This is a genomic window from Cryobacterium breve, from assembly GCF_027594785.1.
In the GTDB taxonomy this organism is placed as follows: Bacteria; Actinomycetota; Actinomycetes; order Actinomycetales; family Microbacteriaceae; genus Cryobacterium; species Cryobacterium breve_A.
In genome coordinates, this window is the sequence record NZ_CP075584.1 from 555,683 (window position 1) to 572,015 (window position 16,333).

15 protein-coding genes and 2 pseudogenes are annotated in these 16,333 nt (G+C 67.1%); 10 read left to right on the top strand and 7 right to left on the bottom strand.

Going from position 1 to position 16,333, the window contains the following annotated elements; translation table 11 throughout:
- Positions 1–35: 35 nt before the first annotated feature.
- Together KIV56_RS20150 and KIV56_RS02680 are read right to left on the bottom strand one after the other, a co-directional pair.
- A pseudogene (locus KIV56_RS20150) lies at positions 36–422 on the bottom strand (T6SS phospholipase effector Tle1-like catalytic domain-containing protein); the annotation flags it as partial.
- A 211-nt stretch (positions 423–633) separates the two neighbouring features.
- On the bottom strand, positions 634–810 hold the full coding sequence (locus KIV56_RS02680) for a hypothetical protein (protein ID WP_281535053.1): 177 nt from the start codon (positions 808–810) through the stop codon (positions 634–636).
- Between the two features lie 236 nt (positions 811–1,046).
- Here KIV56_RS02680 and KIV56_RS02685 point away from each other — a divergent pair, with 236 nt between their 5' ends.
- On the top strand, positions 1,047–1,907 hold the full coding sequence (locus KIV56_RS02685) for an SDR family oxidoreductase (protein ID WP_281535054.1): 861 nt from the start codon (positions 1,047–1,049) through the stop codon (positions 1,905–1,907).
- Positions 1,908–1,952: 45 nt separating this feature from the next.
- On the opposite strand, the gene KIV56_RS02690 is transcribed toward KIV56_RS02685, so the two are convergent.
- Complete coding sequence (locus KIV56_RS02690) at positions 1,953–2,657, bottom strand: CDP-alcohol phosphatidyltransferase family protein (RefSeq protein ID WP_281535055.1); 705 nt, start codon at positions 2,655–2,657, stop codon at positions 1,953–1,955.
- A 48-nt stretch (positions 2,658–2,705) separates the two neighbouring features.
- Here KIV56_RS02690 and KIV56_RS02695 point away from each other — a divergent pair, with 48 nt between their 5' ends.
- The 8 genes from KIV56_RS02695 (at position 2,706) to KIV56_RS02730 (ending at position 11,371) form a co-directional block, all read left to right on the top strand.
- Entirely contained in the window at positions 2,706–3,746 is a 1,041-nt protein-coding gene (locus KIV56_RS02695; protein WP_281535056.1) for a zinc-dependent alcohol dehydrogenase, read from the top strand.
- Positions 3,743–4,141, top strand: coding sequence for a 6-pyruvoyl trahydropterin synthase family protein (locus tag KIV56_RS02700; RefSeq protein WP_281535057.1), 399 nt, complete (start codon positions 3,743–3,745; stop codon positions 4,139–4,141). Before KIV56_RS02695 ends, KIV56_RS02700 begins: the two co-directional genes overlap by 4 nt.
- 2 nt (positions 4,142–4,143) lie before the next feature.
- Complete coding sequence (locus tag KIV56_RS02705; RefSeq protein WP_281535058.1) at positions 4,144–5,997, top strand: glycosyltransferase family 4 protein; 1,854 nt, start codon at positions 4,144–4,146, stop codon at positions 5,995–5,997.
- On the top strand, positions 5,994–7,007 hold the full coding sequence (locus tag KIV56_RS02710) for a lysylphosphatidylglycerol synthase transmembrane domain-containing protein (protein ID WP_281535059.1): 1,014 nt from the start codon (positions 5,994–5,996) through the stop codon (positions 7,005–7,007). Before KIV56_RS02705 ends, KIV56_RS02710 begins: the two co-directional genes overlap by 4 nt.
- Entirely contained in the window at positions 7,004–7,750 is a 747-nt protein-coding gene (locus tag KIV56_RS02715; RefSeq protein ID WP_281535060.1) for a RibD family protein, read from the top strand. Before KIV56_RS02710 ends, KIV56_RS02715 begins: the two co-directional genes overlap by 4 nt.
- On the top strand, positions 7,747–9,102 hold the full coding sequence (locus KIV56_RS02720; RefSeq protein ID WP_281535061.1) for a CDP-alcohol phosphatidyltransferase: 1,356 nt from the start codon (positions 7,747–7,749) through the stop codon (positions 9,100–9,102). The genes KIV56_RS02715 and KIV56_RS02720 overlap by 4 nt, the downstream gene beginning before the upstream one ends.
- A 121-nt stretch (positions 9,103–9,223) precedes the next feature.
- On the top strand, positions 9,224–9,370 hold the full coding sequence (locus tag KIV56_RS02725; protein WP_281535062.1) for a hypothetical protein: 147 nt from the start codon (positions 9,224–9,226) through the stop codon (positions 9,368–9,370).
- Positions 9,371–9,463: 93 nt separating this feature from the next.
- Positions 9,464–11,371 (top strand): HNH endonuclease signature motif containing protein, encoded by a 1,908-nt coding sequence (locus KIV56_RS02730; RefSeq protein ID WP_281535063.1) that lies wholly within the window; start codon positions 9,464–9,466, stop codon positions 11,369–11,371.
- A gap of 234 nt (positions 11,372–11,605) precedes the next feature.
- Here the strand turns inward: KIV56_RS02730 and KIV56_RS02735 are convergent, their stop codons facing one another.
- The 4 genes and pseudogenes from KIV56_RS02735 to KIV56_RS02750 all read right to left on the bottom strand — a co-directional run bounded on the left by KIV56_RS02735 (position 11,606) and on the right by KIV56_RS02750 (position 15,129).
- The gene (locus tag KIV56_RS02735) at positions 11,606–12,895 is read right to left on the bottom strand and encodes a glycosyltransferase (RefSeq protein ID WP_281535064.1); all 1,290 of its coding nucleotides are present in this window, start codon (positions 12,893–12,895) and stop codon (positions 11,606–11,608) included.
- Entirely contained in the window at positions 12,892–13,542 is a 651-nt protein-coding gene (locus KIV56_RS02740; protein ID WP_281535065.1) for a glycoside hydrolase domain-containing protein, read from the bottom strand. Before KIV56_RS02740 ends, KIV56_RS02735 begins: the two co-directional genes overlap by 4 nt.
- Positions 13,543–13,564: 22 nt before the next feature.
- Positions 13,565–13,720 (bottom strand): annotated as a pseudogene (locus KIV56_RS02745) (hypothetical protein); the annotation flags it as partial.
- Positions 13,654–15,129, bottom strand: coding sequence for a glycoside hydrolase domain-containing protein (locus tag KIV56_RS02750; RefSeq protein ID WP_281535066.1), 1,476 nt, complete (start codon positions 15,127–15,129; stop codon positions 13,654–13,656). The pseudogene KIV56_RS02745 and the gene KIV56_RS02750, both read right to left, overlap by 67 nt.
- 126 nt (positions 15,130–15,255) lie before the next feature.
- Here KIV56_RS02750 and KIV56_RS02755 point away from each other — a divergent pair, with 126 nt between their 5' ends.
- Positions 15,256–16,284: a glutathione S-transferase family protein gene (locus KIV56_RS02755; RefSeq protein ID WP_281535067.1), complete on the top strand. Its 1,029-nt coding sequence runs from the start codon at positions 15,256–15,258 to the stop codon at positions 16,282–16,284.
- The last annotated feature ends 49 nt before the right edge of the window (positions 16,285–16,333 follow it).

Genomic DNA, 16,333 nt, shown 5'->3' on the forward strand with positions numbered 1-16,333 from the left:
TTGCTGCGCTTGGTGAACTCGGAAACCGCATAGGGCACGAGGTTCTCAGAGCCGGCGTGAAGAAGGCCGATCGTGCGCAGCATGCCTGATAATGCGCGGGCGGTGTAGGCGCCGCGGCTGAATCCGAACACGAAGATGCGGTCACCCGGATCCCACTCCTGCATCAGCCAGGTGTATGCCTCGCCCAGGTTCTGGCGGAGCCCGTTCCCGAAGGCAAGCCCGCCGACACGCGAAAGCCAACGTGCGAGCGGACCCCACGAGGCGGACGACGAGAATGTGCCCACCCCCGGGTCGTAGTAGGCGATCTGTTTCGTCGGGTCGGTGAGGTCGAGCATTCCGAACACCTTGATGACGTTCGAGTCGCCCCGTGCTCGCGGTTGGGCGCCCGTGCCATCAAGACAGATGACCAGATTCCTAGCCATGAAGATCCTCCCCTGGCTCGCGTAGCGGTATCAACCGGTCGGGTAACAAGATAGCCGTGGTTTGAGCGCAGTCGCCAGGGTGATCACGCGGGATGGGTGCAGCGGCACCTTGCGTCGAAGCGGCCGGTATCCTCCTCCGTGTGAAGACCCGCTACCGCTACCAACACAGGTCGGCCATAGAGTGGCATCCTCTGCCGGGATGCGGACTTGTCTACCGGGATGCGGCATTGTTGCGGCCGAAGGAGATCCGCGCACGGACGCTCCGCCACAACCCGGCGAGATTACTGACGGTCATCGACAACGCTTGTCCAGCCGCCGGAGCCATCGCCGCGATGACTCCCAGGATCACGACCCATCCGACGTTCCCAAGCTTCTTCTTCGTTGACACGCGGTTCCCCCTACAACGAGCACGCAACTGCACGCCCTGATCAGAACCACCAGTAGAGCAACAGTTCCTGTGCGCCTCATGCACGGGCGACAACCCACAATCTCGACGGCGAGCCAGCGCGTCTCTTGCTTCAGGATCGTGTTGTCGCGCGTGTCGCCCGCAGTTCCGAAATGTGGGCGCAGGCTGTAGATTGCTCTGTGCCCTGCTCCTCCCGAGCCGACTGAGAGGTTCATCTCATGATTCTGGTGACCGGTGCCACAGGCAACATCGGCTCTCATCTGGTTGCAACTTTGCTCGACCAGGACGCCCCTGTCCGAGTCCTGGTACGCGACGCAAACAAGGCCCGGGCCGCATTCGGGGACAGCGTCGACATCGTGTCCGGTGATCTGCGTGACGCCTCCTCAGTGAGCGCCGCGCTCACGGGCGCCGAGAGGGTCTTCCTGAACTCGCCGTCACCCGAAGGGTTCTTCGACCTGCAGCGGCCGCTCATCGACGCCGCTGAGGCTGCCGGCGTCGAACAGCTCGTGCGGCTGTCGGTGCTCGGAGCCGCGCCCGACGCCACGACGAGCTTCGGGCGCGGGCACTTCTCACTGGACGAGCACCTCAAGGCGTCGGCCCTGAGCTGGACGATCCTGCAGCCGAACGGTTTCATGCAGAATCTGCTCAGTAGCGCCGAGACGATCAAGGCAGGGGCCATCTACGCCTCGGCCGGAGACGGGCATGTCTCGATGATCGACGCACGCGACATTGCCGAGGTCGCCGCAGCCGTCCTCACCACGGGCGGGCACACCGGAGAGTCGCTCGTGCTGACCGGAGGCGAGGCCTTCACGTATGGCGACGCCGCAGCCGCCTTCGCCGCGGAGCTCGGCCATGACGTCCACTACGTCGACACGCCACCGGAGGTCACCCGCAAGAACCTGCTGGGATTCGGACTGCCAGCCGGGCAGGTCGAGGACATCCTCGCGCTGTTTGAAATCTTCCGGGCTGGCTACGCCTCCACCGTCACGCCCACCGTCGCGAACGTGCTCGGTCGGGCACCACGCTCCCTGGCGACGTTCGTCCATGACTACCGGGGGGCCTTCACGGACCACGCCTGAAGCTCCGCCGCTCGCCATTCCTGATCGGGGACAGAATTCGTCGGCCTAGGCGCGCTCCGCCAACCGTTCATCGCCACTCTCTGACCGTCGTGCGGCGAGCCAGACCACGTCGCGCCCGAAGGATTCGACCAGCAGGACGAGCGCCAGCGCGACGAGCAGCGCATCAACACCGGGGAGAAGCCGTGTCGCGGCCGTCGCCAGGGCGATGCCCTGCACGGCCGTGACGACCTTCCGCCAATAACGGTAGGGCAGCTGCCGGCAGAGCCAGGGGAAGATCCACCCGGCAACGACGAAGAGGTACCGCATGGTGCCGATCCAGAGGACCCAGGTACCCAGGTCCTTCGCCACGTAAACGCTCAGCACGAGCAACAGGAACGCGTCGACTTCCATGTCGAACCGCGCGCCGAGCTCGCTCGCGGAATTCGTACGCCGTGCGACCCAGCCGTCGACGGCGTCCAGAACGAGGGCAGGCACGACCAGGGCCACCATCAGTGCGACGGGTATCGGCGCGAGGAACGACACGACGACGATCCCGCTAATGACCCCGACGAGCGTCGACCGCGCCGCCGTGACCATGTTCGCGGGCCCGAAACGAGTCGCGTGTCTCCGCTGGAGCTCGCGCAGAAGCAGCGCATTCGAAATCACGAGGTAGCCGAGGGCCACCAGCCAGCCGACGGCAGGCACCCACGACCGGCCCCAGGACCCAGCGGCCAGGCCGAGGAACGTCGCGGCGGCGGTCCCGGCGATCACCGACGAAATCGGAGCGAATTGAACTCTATGCATCCCTGTCTCGTTTCTGTGTTAACCCATCTGTTAAGACGGCGCTCCGGCATCAATCGTTCACGAACGGGAGGGACTGTGCTCGAGTCTTCCGCTTTCTGGGTGGAATCGCCCAACGTCGGGGTTCTCCGGCGGGAACCCTTGCCGCAACCCGGCGAGGGAGAGGTGCTCGTGAGGACGCTCTATACCGGAGTCAGCCGAGGCACCGAGGCTTCGGTCTTCAGCGGACAGGTCCCGGTCAGCGAGTTCGAGCGGATGCGCGCCCCCTACCAGGACGGCGACTTTCCGGGGCCGGTCAAGTACGGGTACCTGAATGTCGGCGTCGTGGATCGGGGACCCGAATCCCTCCGAGGCCGGATCGTGTTCACGCTTTTCCCCCACCAGTCAGCATTCGTCGTCCCTGCCGATGCGGTCGTGCCGGTTCCCGCCGGGATCCCGGCACGCCGCGCCGTGCTCGCAGGCGCGGTCGAAACGGCCGTCAATGTGCTCTGGGATGCCCGTCCTCTCGTCGGCGACCGCGTGTCCGTCATCGGCGCGGGCATGATCGGATGCTGTGTCGCACGACTGCTCCGCGGCATCCCCGGAGTCGAAGTCGTTTTGATCGACGTCAACCCGGCGCGCCAGGCGGTGGCCGATCGATTGGGCGTTGGCTTCGCCGACGCCGCGCGGCCGCCCGGTGACCGGGACATCGTCATCAACACGAGCGGCTCGGCCGCCGGCTTGCAGCTCTCCCTCGAAACAGTGGTCACCGATGGTGAGGTCGTGGAGGCGAGCTGGTACGGCGATCGACCGGTCACGCTCATGCTGGGTGCCGATTTCCACTCGCGACGACTGACGATCCGGTCGAGCCAGGTCGGAGCGGTCGCAGCGAGTCGCCGGGGAAACCGGTCGACGCGCGAACGCCTTGAGTTGGCCCTGCGGCTCCTGCACGACCCGGCCTACGATGCCGTGCTGACCGGTGAATCCTCGTGGCGCGATCTTCCCGAGGTGATGGCGACCCTCGCCCGGGGGGCTCCGGATGTCCTGTGTCACACCATCGTGTGGGGAGAACCAGAATGACGTACACGGTTACGGTCCGGGACCATCTGATGATCGCCCACAGTCTCACGGGCGACGCCTTCGGCGCTGCCCAGCGACTCCACGGAGCCACATTCATCGTCGACGCAACCGTCGCTGCGGGCGGCCTCGACGCCAACGGCGTCGTGGTGGACATCGGCAGACTCGCGAGCGCGCTCGCGGAGATCACGGGGTCGCTCACGTACCGCAACCTCGACGAAGACCCGCGGTTCCGGGGCCGGAACACAACCACGGAAGTGCTCTGCACAGCGATCGCGGATCGGCTGGCCGAAGAGGTGCAGGCAGGGTCGCTCGGCCCCGTTCAGAAGCTGGACTCCATCACGGTCACGCTCCATGAGTCACACATCGCGTGGGCAAGCTACACGAGGACGCCATGAGCGTGTCCGCCGAAAGTCGGGTCTCCTTCTTCGTGCCCGCAGCGATCGACGACCCCGCCAGGGTCAGCGGCGGCAACGTCTACGACCAGCACGTTCGCGATGGGCTCCGACGCCGCGGCTGGGAGGTGCACATGGTTCCGATCCCGCCGGATGACGGCACGCTCGCGGCCCAGACCCTGTCGAGGCTGCCGGACGGTGCGCTCGCCCTGGTCGACGGCCTGGTCGCCGCCCGCGAATCGGTGGCATTGGGCCTCCAGGCCACCCGGCTCCGGTTGGTAGTCCTCGCGCACATGGTCACTGACGACAGCCGTGAACGAGACGCATTCCGGGCTGCGAAACGCATCATCGCCACGAGCGGATGGACCCGGTCTGAGATCGTCACGCGTCACGGCTCAGAGCCCGGCGACGTCGTCGTCGCCTACCCGGGGACGGATCCCGCCGCCACGACGATTGCTTCACCAGCAGGCGACCGGCTGCTGTGCGTCGGCGTGGTCGCCCCGCACAAAGGCCAGGACCTGCTGCTGGACGCGTTGGCGCACCTCACCGACGTTTCCGGGTGGACGTGCACCTTCGTCGGATCACTCGACGGTGCCCCCGGTTTTGTCGACGAGCTGACGCGCGCCCGCCGCCGGACTCGCCTCACCGCGAGGGCACCGTTCACGAGTGCGCTGGTCGGACCACAGTTGGACAACGCATACGCCGGGACCGACCTTGTCGTCGTGCCGTCCCGGTACGAGAGCTTCGGGATGGTCGTCACAGAGGCCCTGGCCCGCGGCATCCCCGTCCTGGCCTCCCGTGTCGGTGGGATACCGGAAGCGCTCTCGAACGAATCGGCCGGGATCCTCGTCGCGCCGGAGGACCCGCGGGCGCTCGAAGTCGCGCTGCGCCACTGGTTCGCGAGTGGGGTACTGAGGTCGCAGGCTCAAGGGAGCCGCCGTGGCGGCCAGCAGACGGGCCAGGCCCTGGAGCGCGACGGTCGCCACTATTGCGTCGACGCTCACCGAGGTGGCACTCAGCGAAACGGCGGTTTGCCCATGACGAGTATTCCCCTCGTCAGTCAGGAATGGCTGGCGCTGCGTGAGCCGGAGGACGCCGTTGCGCGCTCACACGACCTTGCGCTCGCCGCCGCGACGAAGGTCCCTGAGGGACCCGTCATCGTTCACGATCTCGGCAGCGGGACCGGTTCGATGATGCGCTGGCTCGCTCCCCTGCTTCCCGGACCCCAGACGTGGATCCTGCACGACTGGAATCCGGACCTGATCGAATCGGCCATCAATCGGATCCGTCCGCAGGACAGGAACTCGGCATCGATCTCCGTTGTGGCCCGACCGGGAAATCTCGCCGACCTGCGGGCATCCGACCTGGCGGGAGCGTCCCTGGTTACCGCATCCGCTCTGCTCGATGTGCTGACCTCCCACGAGACCCACACCATCGTGGACGCCTGCGTCGGAGCCCGCTGCCCCGCTCTTCTGACTCTCAGCGTGACGGGCCGGGTGCGCCTGCGACCCCGGGACGACCTCGACGCGGCATTCGAGGACGCCTTCAACGCACATCAACTCCGACTCGCAGACAATCGCAGGCAGCTCGGTCCGTATGGCGCGGCGATTGCGCGCGGTCTGTTCACACAGGCCGGCTGGGATGTGCGCCAGACCGTCACGGAATGGCTGCTCGACCACAGCAGGCACCGCCTGCTCGTCGACTGGTTCAGCGGATGGGTGGACGCCGCCGTCGAGCAGGATCCTCGGCTGAGCGCTGAGGCCGGGCGCTACCGGCGACTTCGGATGTCCCAGATCGGACGCGGGGAGCTGGCAGCGCGCATCCGCCACGTCGACCTGCTGGCCTGGCCGCGCGGATGACCCTCCGCGTCCGAACCCGGATTCGCCAGGCGTTACGGTCGGCGGGTTTCCGCCGTGCCCTCCGTCCGGTCCTCGGCGCCGTCGTCCTCGTCGGCGTCATCGGCCAGGTGGGCACGGGCCCGTTCCTGCGGGGAATCCTCAGCCTGGACGGACCGACGATCGGTGCGGCCCTGCTCCTTGCTGCCGTTGCGACGGTGGCTGCCTCGTGGCGGTGGCAGCTCATCGCGACGCGCCTGGGAGTTCCGCTCCGCTTGTCGACCGCCGTCGGAATGTACTACCAGTCCCAGTTCCTGAACACGATCCTTCCCGGCGGAATCGTCGGGGACATCCGCCGAGCAGTCGACAGCGGCCCGAGCGGTACAAGCGTCAGGCCCGCCGCGCGCGCGGTCGCAGTAGAACGCGTGTCGGGGCAGGTGGTGCAGCTCGCCCTGGCGCTGGTCGTGCTGGCGTGCTTCGGAACCGAGTTCGAGGGCTACCTGCTGCCGGCGCTCGGGTTCGGATTCGGCATTGTCGTCGCCGGGCTTGCCGCTGCGATAGCGCTGAGCGCACGCGCCCGTGCGGTGCTGCTCAGCGAGGCGCACGAACTCCGGGCCGGCCTCGGATCACTGCGCACCTCCCTTCAGGTCGCGCTCGCGTCGGTCATCGTCGTCGGCTGCCATGTCGCGACACTCACGCTCGCAACACTGGCCGTTGGCGAGAGGATGTCCGGGGTGCGGATGATCACTCTCGCTCTCGTGATCCTGCTCGGCGCCTCGATCCCGCTGAACATCGGCGGCTGGGGACCTCGCGAGGGCATCGCCGGCTGGGCATTCGCAATCGCGGGTTCAGGCGCGCCGGCGGGGGTGGCGGCATCCACCCTGTTCGGTGTGCTCACGATCCTCTCGATCGCGCCGGGCGCGCTCGTCGCCGCCGCTGTCGTCGCTCGTCTGCGCCGACCGGAGTCCATTCTGGTTCCGCACGCTCTCGACCACGCTCTCGACCACGCTCTCGACCAAGAGGAGACATCGTGACACTCACGCCATACGTCACCCTGAGCAGCGCCATCTCGCTCGACGGGTATCTCGACACAGCGCGTCCACCGCGGCTCACCCTGTCGAATGCGGCCGACCTCGATCGCGTTGACGCCGTGCGGGCACGCCACGACGCCATCCTGGTCGGTGCACGAACCGTGCGAGCCGACAACCCGCGATTGCTGGTGAGGAGCGCCGCACGGCAGAACCGTCGAGAGGCAGCCGGCCTGCCGCGCTCACCGTGGAAGGTCACGGTGACGGCGACGGGCGATCTCGATCCGAACGCGGCATTCTTCACCTCCGGCGACACCACTCGGCTCGTGTACTGCCCCGCACCGCTGGCCGGTGGCCTCCGGCGACGGCTCGAACCCGCCGCCGTTGTCGTCGGACTGGACGGTGGCGTGAGAATGTCCGACCTCCTGGCCGACCTGGGCCGGCGCGGGATCGGCAGGCTCATGGTCGAGGGAGGAGCGATAGTCCACACGCAGTTTCTGGCCGCGAATCTTGTCGACGAGCTCCAGTTGTGCGTGGCGCCGTTCTTCGTCGGCTCGGCCGGGGGTGCCCGATTCGTCGGCGACGCCGTGTTTCCCTGGACCAGTGAGCGGCGGGCTCACCTCGCAGAAGCCAGGCCGATCGGCGACATGGTCCTGATGCGCTACGCGCTCTCAGATCGGTTCACCGAGCACGACGCGGACGCCCACCCGGCTGTGGTCACGACGCCGGTCATGGTGGGAATGCGGTGAGCGCCAACCGTCCGCCGACGGTTCGACGACGGGTGGGCCTGGTCGCCGCCCTCGTCCTGGCCTTGGTCGCCGTCCTCGCTCCTGGATGGATCAGCACGGGGTCGGTGCTGGCCCTGGTTCGCGTTCCCCTGGAAGCGGTCGTCGTCGTCGTGATCCTGGCGGGACTGCGGCGTCCGTTCGCTCGCCGGAGCGTCTCGATCCTCGCCGCCCTGGTCTTCGTCGCAACCATCGCCCTCGCGGCTCTCGATCGTGGGTTCAGATCGACGGTCGGTCAGCCATTCAACGTCGTGACCGGCTGGCCGGCGGTGCGGGATGCCTACGGTGTCCTCCGGGATTCTGCCGGCCCGGTCGCATCGGTCGCGCTACTCGTCCTGATCCCGCTCGCCTTCCTGGCTGTCTCTCTATTACTCGCTCGCGTATTCCTTCGGATCACGGACGCCCTGCGTCGGCACCGCCGCCCGGCAGCGATCGGTGGGGTCGTGATGGCAGCGAGTTGGATCGTGCTCGGACTCAGCGGCGCCCAGGTCGTGCCCGGCGAATCCGTCGCCGCTGCGGACACGATCCACACGGTCGTCGAGAAAGCCGAGCAGGTCAGGATCGCGGATGCCGACCAGGCCAGCTTCGCGCGCGCGAGCGCAACCGACGAATACGCCCGACTGCCGTCATCCGCTCTCCTCACCGGACTGAAGGGAAAGGACGTCATCGTCGCGTTCATCGAAAGTTATGGCCAGGTCGCCGTTCAGGACGCGTTCTTCTCCGTCGGCGTCGACGACGTCTTGCGCAGGGGAAACGCAGCGCTCGCAGCCAGGGGTTACCAGGAACGCAGCGCCTTTCTCACCTCGCCGACGTTTGGCGGAATCAGCTGGCTCGCCCACTCCACCCTGCAGACCGGGCTCTGGATCGATTCACAACAGAAATACGATCAGGTCACCGCTGGAAACCGGCTCACCCTCAGCAGGGCATTCTCCGAGGCGGGCTGGGACACCATCAGTGACGTGCCCTCCGACACCGGGCCGTGGCCGATCGGCCGATCGTTCTATCATTTCGGCACAGAACTCACCTCCCAGAACGTCGGATATCAGGGTCCTCCGTTCAGCTATGCCCTGATACCCGACCAGTACACCTGGGCATACTTTCAGAAGCACGAGCTGGCAGGACCGCACCGTCCGCTGATGGCGGAGATCGACCTGGTGTCCTCGCACACCCCGTGGACTCCCCTGCCCCACGAGGTGCCGTGGACCGCGGTCGGGGACGGCTCGATCTACGACCCCCAGCCGGACCAGGGGCTGTCTCCGAGCGAGGTCTGGCAGAACCCGCATCTGGTGCAGCAGGCTCTACGGACAATCAGTTGAATACACGCTCAGCACGCTCATCTCGTTCCTCACCACCTACGGCAACCCGAACCTCGTCCTCGTCGTACTCGGCGACCACCAACCGGCGACCGTTGTCAGTGGCGAAGGCGCGAACCACACTGTGCCGATCAGCATCATCTCCCAGGACCCCGGTGTCATGAGTCGGATCGCTCCCTGGCACTGGCAACCGGGAATGCTGCCGGATCGCACGGCACCCGAATGGCGGATGGACGAGTTCCGTGACCATTTTTTCGAAGCATTTGAGTGACGACCTGTCCTCAACAGTTTGCTGGTCAGAGTTAGTTTCCACAGACCTGAGCGATACTCAGAGAGTGTCGGTGGTCGGTCGTACCGTGGGGGCATGACCACCCTCCCGGAGTCGCCCGCTTCGCCCGATCAGCCGTATCGCGATCGGGTGGTCCGCGAGTCGGCGCAGGGCGGCGGTGTACTCGCCGGGTTACGGTCGCTGGCGGATGTCATCGCCGGGCTCGGTGGCTCGTCGACGATTGTCGACGCGCTCACCGACGAGGCCGTGCTGGAAGGACAGGTGCTCATCGCCGGGGCCCGGCGGGCCCTCGACACACAGGCGGCCTGGTTCGCCGCGACCCTCGCCCGCCGGTCCCGGCCCGAACTCGGCGGGAAGGGCCTCGCCGCCCGGAAGGGCTACCGTTCCCCGGAAGACCTGCTCCAGGACGTTTCCGGGTCGAGCAAGGGCGACGCGGCCAAGCTGCTCGCGGTCGGCCGTTTGCTAGCCGAAGCCGACGCCGCCGAGAAAGCCGCCCGGGAGGCCGCCGAGGCCGAGAAGCTGCTCGACGAGACTCCGCCCCTCGACGGGGCCGCTCCCGACCGGCGACCGATCGAGCATCCGGTGCCGCCGGCCGTGGTGCCGCCGTGGCACACGCCGATCGGCCGGGCCCTCGCCGAGGGCTGGCTCAGCGTCGAGAAGGCAGACGCGCTCCGCAAAGGTCTCGGTGACCTGGACCGGGCGATCACCGCGGAGAAACTCGCCACCGCCCTCGCCCGACTCCTGACCGAAGCACGCACCCTGAACGCGGACCAGCTGTTCAAACGGGCCCGAAGGGTGCGGGACGTACTCGATGAGGCCGGCATCGCCGCCCGCGAGAAAGCCGCCTACGACGACCGGTCCCTGCGGTTCTACCGGCTCCACACGGGGCAGGTGCGCCTGGTCGGCCTGTTCGCCCCGGAAGACGGCGAATACCTGATGCAGACCTACGACGCCATCACGAGCCCGCGTCGGGGCGGGGTGCGGTTTGTCGACAAGGAGCAGGCTGCCTGGGCGAAGCGGGTGCAGGATGACCCGCGCACGACCGAGCAGCTCACCGCGGACGCGTTCGTCGCCCTGACCAAACTCGGCGTGAAAGCCGACCCAAAGCGCATCGCCGGGGGCCGCAGCCCCGCCGTGCGCATGGTCACCATCCGCCCCGGTAACACCGCACCGAGTGGCACGGCCCCGAGCGGCACCGCACCGACCGGGGCGGTATCGACCGGTGCCTCATCGACCAGTACGGCACCCACTCGGTCAACGTCAACCAGCACCGCTCAGACCGGGACCACACCGACCGGCACATCGCCGACTGGGGCGGCGCCGACCGGCTCGTTGCCCGCCGGGCCAGCGTCAAGCGCCGCCGGACCGACCGGGACCGCACTCACGGGCGCCTCACAGTCCGAAACCACACCCACCGGGACCGCGTCTGTCCGGACCGCGGCCGGTGGGACTGAACCGGGCAGGCCGACTCCCGATGCCGTGGTCGAACCCGTGGTTGTTGCCGGGGCCGGCCTCGAGACCGAGGCACCCGCACTCCAGCCCGGTGTCATCGAGGGGACCGCGGTCACCGTCTCCACCGAAACCCTGGAACGCAACCTCTGCGACACCGGGCTCCTCGACGTCACCTTCGACGACCACGGCAGCGGCATCAACCTCGGCCGCGAACAACGCACCTTCAGCCCCGCCCAACGCGCCGCCCTCGCCATCCGCGACGGCGGCTGCAGGTGGCCCGGCTGCGACCGACCACCCTCCTGGACCGAGACCCACCACATCCAGCACTGGACAGACGACACCGGCCAGACCAACCTCGACGACGGCATCCTGCTCTGCCGGTCCGACCACCTGCGGCTCCACAACGAACACTGGCGAATCACTCGCGACGACAGGGGCCGTTACTGGCTCACCCCACCACCCGGACTCGACCCCGAACAGAGACCCCTCCTCCTCACCAGCACAAGCCCGATCCTCCGGGACGACGACTGACGAGGAAGATCGGCGGTGTACCGGGGACGGCGGCAACTCCAGCAGCAGCGGCTTAGCCACCGTGTTGCGCACTATCGGCGTTCGAAACTGCGCATTTCGGACCCCGGCAGTTCAGACATCGGCGCTTCAGACTTCACCGCTTCAGACGCCACCGCTTCAGACTTCGCGGTTTCAGACCCGCCGTCTGGCCCGCGTCTGGTCTGACCCCCGGCTCCGCTCCTACTGCTGCGGCTCCTACTGGTGCGGGACCTCGGCGGTGTCGCGCAACGGGGCGAACATCTTGTCGAAGACGTTGCGCCGGTCGAACTGCATCGCGTACTCGCGCGCTCGGTCTGCCCAGTCCCTGCGTTCATCCGCCGTGGTTTCGAGAATTGCGTGGTCGATCGCCTCGGCGATCGCCTGCGGGTCCTCGACGGGGATGATCAGGGCGTGGTCGCCCACCGCTTCGCCGATGCCGCCTGTGACCGTCGTGATCACGGGACCGCCGCCGGCCAGCATCTTCTCGGCCAAAGCGATGCCGAACGTCTCCACGAACTCCGGCCGTGGTTTGCTCGGAAGCACGAAGGCGGCACATCCGGCCATCAGGTACGGCTTCTCCGCATCACCGACGTCATCGAGGAACCGGATGCGGTCAGCGAGCGGTGAGGCCGCTGCTATCGCCCGGAGCGCCTCGGACTGCGGGCCACGGCCCGCGATCACGAGGATCTTGCTCTGGCTGGCCGCGCTGATCGCGTACCCGGCGATGAGATCGTCGACGCCCTTCGCCGCGGTGAGACGGGAAAGGAACAGGATGTACCCGTCGCGTTCGAGACCGCGGGCGGTCAGCACATCCTCGACGACACTCTCGTCGAGGTGCAGGTACGAGTCGGCGTCGATCGCCGGGTAGGAGATCGTGATCCGCTCGCGGCACTGGGCCGCGTACCGGGTGCCATGGTGCTCGTCGACGAGCTCCGCCTCGGTGATGATGAGCTGACGGGTGTATTCGGAGACGGCGACACAGTAGTCCTGGCCCAGGTAGCTCGACAGGATGTGCGCTGCGGCGCCGAACCGTCCCTCCTCGACGGCGGTACGCACCACGTTCGTGACATCCGAACCGACCGCCTCTGCAATCGTCGTGACGTTGACCGGCAGCCCGGTCCCCCACGCGGCCCGGACTGCATCGGAGACCGCGAGCGTGTGAGGGGTCAGGTAGAGCGACAGGCACACCGTCGGCACACCGTCGGTGAAGAGCTCGATCAGCCGACCGGTGACCCCGGCGAGGTGGCGGCCATCGAGCACCTTGTAGTCGCCGACCGGAGCAGGCCGGTCGACAAAGATTCCCTTGCTGTACGGCAGCACGGAGTCGAGCGGCTTGAGCGGCAGCCCGGAGGCCTGGAGCTTGTCGATCGGCCACGTGACGATCCGCACCTCGTCGAAGCCGCGCTCGAGCGCGGTCTCCGCGAGGTTGCGCGCTTCGACGGAGTGGCCGCAGATGACCGGATCGGCCCGGACCACGATGACAAGCCGGTTCTCAACAGAATTCATGGTGTCTCTCCCGTGGATCGTGACGCTCGTGATGGTGACAAGGATGATGGCGTCGAGGGTGGGAGGTCCGTCGTTCCCCAGCTGCTCGGCTCAGGCCCTAAGTCCACGACGAGGTCGCCACCCGCGTGGAATTCGTTTCCGCTGAGCCACGTGCGCTCGAGCGGTTCCCCGTTGAATTCAATAGCCTGCACATACTGTACGGGTCCGCCGGGTGTCGGTTCAATGAATCCACGAGTACGGATGGTGAACGAGTGCTTACCGACAGAGAACGTCGACTTCTCGAACGATGGCGCATTGACGAGGAAGATGTTCTGGCCGGCGACGGGGAACAGCCCGAGTGAGGCCCACACGAACCAGGAACTCAGTCCACCGGAGTCGTCGTTGCCCGGGAGCCCGCCCCGCCCGGTGCCGAACTGCTGGTGCACGATGTTGTGCACGATCTCGGCCGTGCGGTCCGGCCGACCCACGTAGTGGTACGACCACGGCGCTTCCATGTCGGGTTCGTTGTTCAGCCCCTCGAATCGGCCAAGGCGATAGCCGGCAATGATTTCCTCCGGGCCGGAGCCCCGGACGAGCTGCTTCACCGGCTCGGCGCCGTAGCCGAAGAACTCGTCGAGCCTGCGCGATGAACCGCTCGGCCCCTCCACTCAGGGCGATGCGGGCATCCATGTCGTGCACCAGCCGGAACGAGTAGTTGTGCCGGGTGCCCTCGTAGTACGTGGAGTCCTTCAGGAGGCCGGTGACCGGGTCGTAGGCGTTCACCCAGCGCTCGGCCAGGGCGACGAACTGCTCGACGAGGGCCCTGTCGCCGACATGCCCGGCGACCTTCGCGGTGCACCAGTATCCGAACGCGAGGTCGAGGGTGTGGCTGATCGGATGCGCCTCCCCGTGCACCAGGAACTCCTCACCGTAGGTGCGGCGCAGGTCGTCGGACATGTGCACCAGGGCCCAGTCCCAGTCGATACCGGGCAGGCCGAGCTGGCACAGGTCGGAGAGGAAGGTGTGGGCCAGAGCACTCGCCTGCCGCGAGAAACGGTCGCTCCCCGGGCCATCCGGTACCCGATGGGGAAGTTGCCCTCCTCCTCCGAGATGGTGATCATCGCGTTCGCCAGCTCGACGGCCCGTTCCGGCATCAGTGCGGTGATCAGCGGCAGCTGGGTGCGGTAGATGTCCCACATCGTGCTGATGTCGAACACGAACGGCCCGTCCGTCGGCCAGAACGGGCTCTCCGACGGGGCCAGGCAGGGCTTGATCAGGGCGTGGTACAGCGCCGTCGAGAACACCGTCTGGCGAGCGGCAGACGGTGTCCTCACCGTGATGCCCTTGAGCTTCTTGCGCCAGACCTTCTGGGTCTGCTCGCGGCGAGGCGTGAATTGCGCCGGTCCGGTTCCGCAGTCCGCCTCGAGGTTGCGCTTGGCCTGCTCGACGCCCCGCAGGGAGAATCCGATCCGCAGCTCGATCGTCTGGCCCTCCTCGCTCGGACCGGCCCACATCAGGCCGAACGGACGCAAGGTCGTCGGCCGGATATGGTCGAAGTCGAGCCGGGTCCCACCGGGCATCAGGCGCCTGTCGTACCAGAGCATCTGACGCCACTGGGGGTTGTCGCACTCGATGTACACCGAGAGAGGGGCGCCCTCCACGACGATCTCGCCACTCGCGACTCCGGGCTCGAGGCACTCGAGGTGGGCCCGCACCGGGATCGTGGCGCCGTACGGGATCGACAGGCCGCCGTGCGAGAAGTCGATGACGACCCGCGCCTTGGAGTGTGCGGGGAAGGTGTACCGGTGCACCGCGCTCTTCGGCCCGACGGTGAGCTCCGCGGTGATGCCCGAGTCGAGGGTTCCGGAATACCAGCCCGGCTCGGCCTGTTCGTCGGTCAGCTCCCAGGTACGGCCGAGCACGTCGAGGGGTTCGATCATCGGCGTGACGCGGAAATAGTTGTAGTACTTGCGGATGGCGCCGGTACCGGACTGCTGGAAATGCGCGAATCCCGAAGCGAGGTGACGCTCATGCAGGAGGGGCGGGATGCCCTCGAGCGAGAGGTCGTACCGGCCGTACCCCGTCGGATAGGCGCCCGAATAGGCGCAGGCCGACACCATCCCGAGAGGGTAGGTGGCGCCAGGGTGCGTGTTCCCGATCTGCGGCTTCGGCCACCACCACGTCGCGGCGAGACCGGTCTGGGGAGGAAGGTCCGTTACCTCGGTGCCGATAAACGGGTCAACGCGACCGATCATGCAGTATCTCCTCTGAATGCCTTCCTCGGAGAGTAGCCGCTGCACATCATCCAGAATGACGCGACTCCGTTACCGCGAGGTAAATTCTCGCGCTGTGTCATCTCGCGCCACCGCTACCGTTGAGGAATGACCACCCCAATGCCCGAGGGCGCAGACCTGAAGCCGAGCTACATCGAACCGGGACAGCCCTTCGATCGCGACACTCACTATATTGAGGACCGCATCACCCGCGACGCTCGCGACGGCTGGCCCGTTGAGCCCGGCAGGTACCGGCTCGTGGCCGCGCGGGCCTGTCCGTGGGCGAACCGAACGGCGATCGTCCGGCGCCTGCTCGGGCTGGAGGAGGTCATCTCGCTGGGCCTTCCCGGACCGACACACGACAAGAACAGCTGGACCTTCGACCTCGACCCCGGCGCCGTCGACCCGGTGCTCGGCATTGAACGGCTCCAGCAGGCCTATTTCGCGAGATTCCCGGACTACCCGCGCGGCATCACGGTTCCCGCGATCGTGGACGTTCCGAGCGGACGGGTCGTCACCAACAACTACCCGCAGATCACGATCGACTTCGAAACCGAATGGGTCGAGTATCACCGTCCCGGTGCTCCCGATCTGTATCCCGTCGAGCATCGCGCCGAAATCGACGAGGTCGCCGACCTGATCTTCCACGATGTCAACAACGGCGTCTACAAGTGCGGTTTTGCCGGCAGCCAGAAGTCCTACGAGCGGGCATACGACACTCTGTTCGCCAGGCTGGACTGGTTGGAAGACCGCCTCACGACCCAGCGCTACCTCGTCGGCGACACCATCACCGAGGCCGACATCCGACTCTTCACAACGCTCGCACGCTTCGACGCCGTGTACCACGGGCACTTCAAGTGCAACCGCAACAAGCTCAGCGAGATGCCCGTGCTGTGGGCATACGCGAGGGACCTGTTCCAGACGCCGGGATTCGGCGACACCATCGACTTCGATCAGATCAAACGCCACTACTACGTCACCCACAGTGACATCAATCCGAGTGGCATCGTCCCGAAAGGGCCGGATGCGCGCGGCTGGCTCGAACCGTCGGGTCGCGAGGCCCTGGGCGGGCGTCCGTTCGGCGACGGGACCGCGCCCGCGCTTCCCCTCCCGGCCGAGCGAGTGCCTGCGCTGTGATGCAGGCCCGGCACCGGTGTCGCCGGCCTGCTCCAGCACGGTGACCCTG